This window comes from Mesorhizobium sp. WSM4844, assembly GCF_055811775.1.
Map to the genome: position 1 here is coordinate 1 of NZ_JBVVQB010000186.1, position 547 is coordinate 547.

Annotated in this window: 1 protein-coding gene; it reads left to right on the top strand. The window is 56.1% G+C overall.

Going from position 1 to position 547, the window contains the following annotated elements:
- The first annotated feature begins 93 nt into the window (after positions 1-93).
- On the top strand, positions 94-462 hold the full coding sequence (locus AC0L2A_RS36360; RefSeq protein WP_036264561.1) for a four helix bundle protein: 369 nt from the start codon (positions 94-96) through the stop codon (positions 460-462).
- Positions 463-547: the final 85 nt, after the last annotated feature.

Consider the following 547-nt stretch of genomic DNA (forward strand, 5'->3'; position numbering starts at 1 on the left):
GTTTTTGTGTTTTGTGTGGGTGTGGTTTGGGGGTGTGTGGTGTTGGGTTTCTGCGCCCGCTTGGTGTTTTGGGGTGTTGGGGTAGTAGGGCGAATGACTGAGAAAACGGGTTCCTACAAGGATTTAATTGTTTGGCAGCAGGCAATGGACCTTGCGGTGGCGGTTTACGGCGCGACGAAATCCTGGCCGAAGGAGGAACTTTATGGACTGACCAGCCAAGTGCGGCGCGCCGCAAGCTCGGTGCCGGCGAACATAGCGGAAGGCTATGGCAGAGAGGTACGGGGTTCCTATCAGCAATTTCTCCGTATCGCTCAAGGGTCACTGAAGGAGCTGGAAACGCAGCTTCTGATCGCTGAGCGTACCGGCATCGCGCCGAACGGGACAGCGGCTTCATTATTGGCGAGCACCGAAAGTGTGGGAAAGCTTCTTCGGCTCCTAATCCGCAAACTTTCAGCCGACTAACATCTCCTTACTGCCTTACTGCCCTACTGCCCTACTGCCCTACTGCCCTACTCCCCTACTCCCCTACTCCCGTACTCCGCTACTC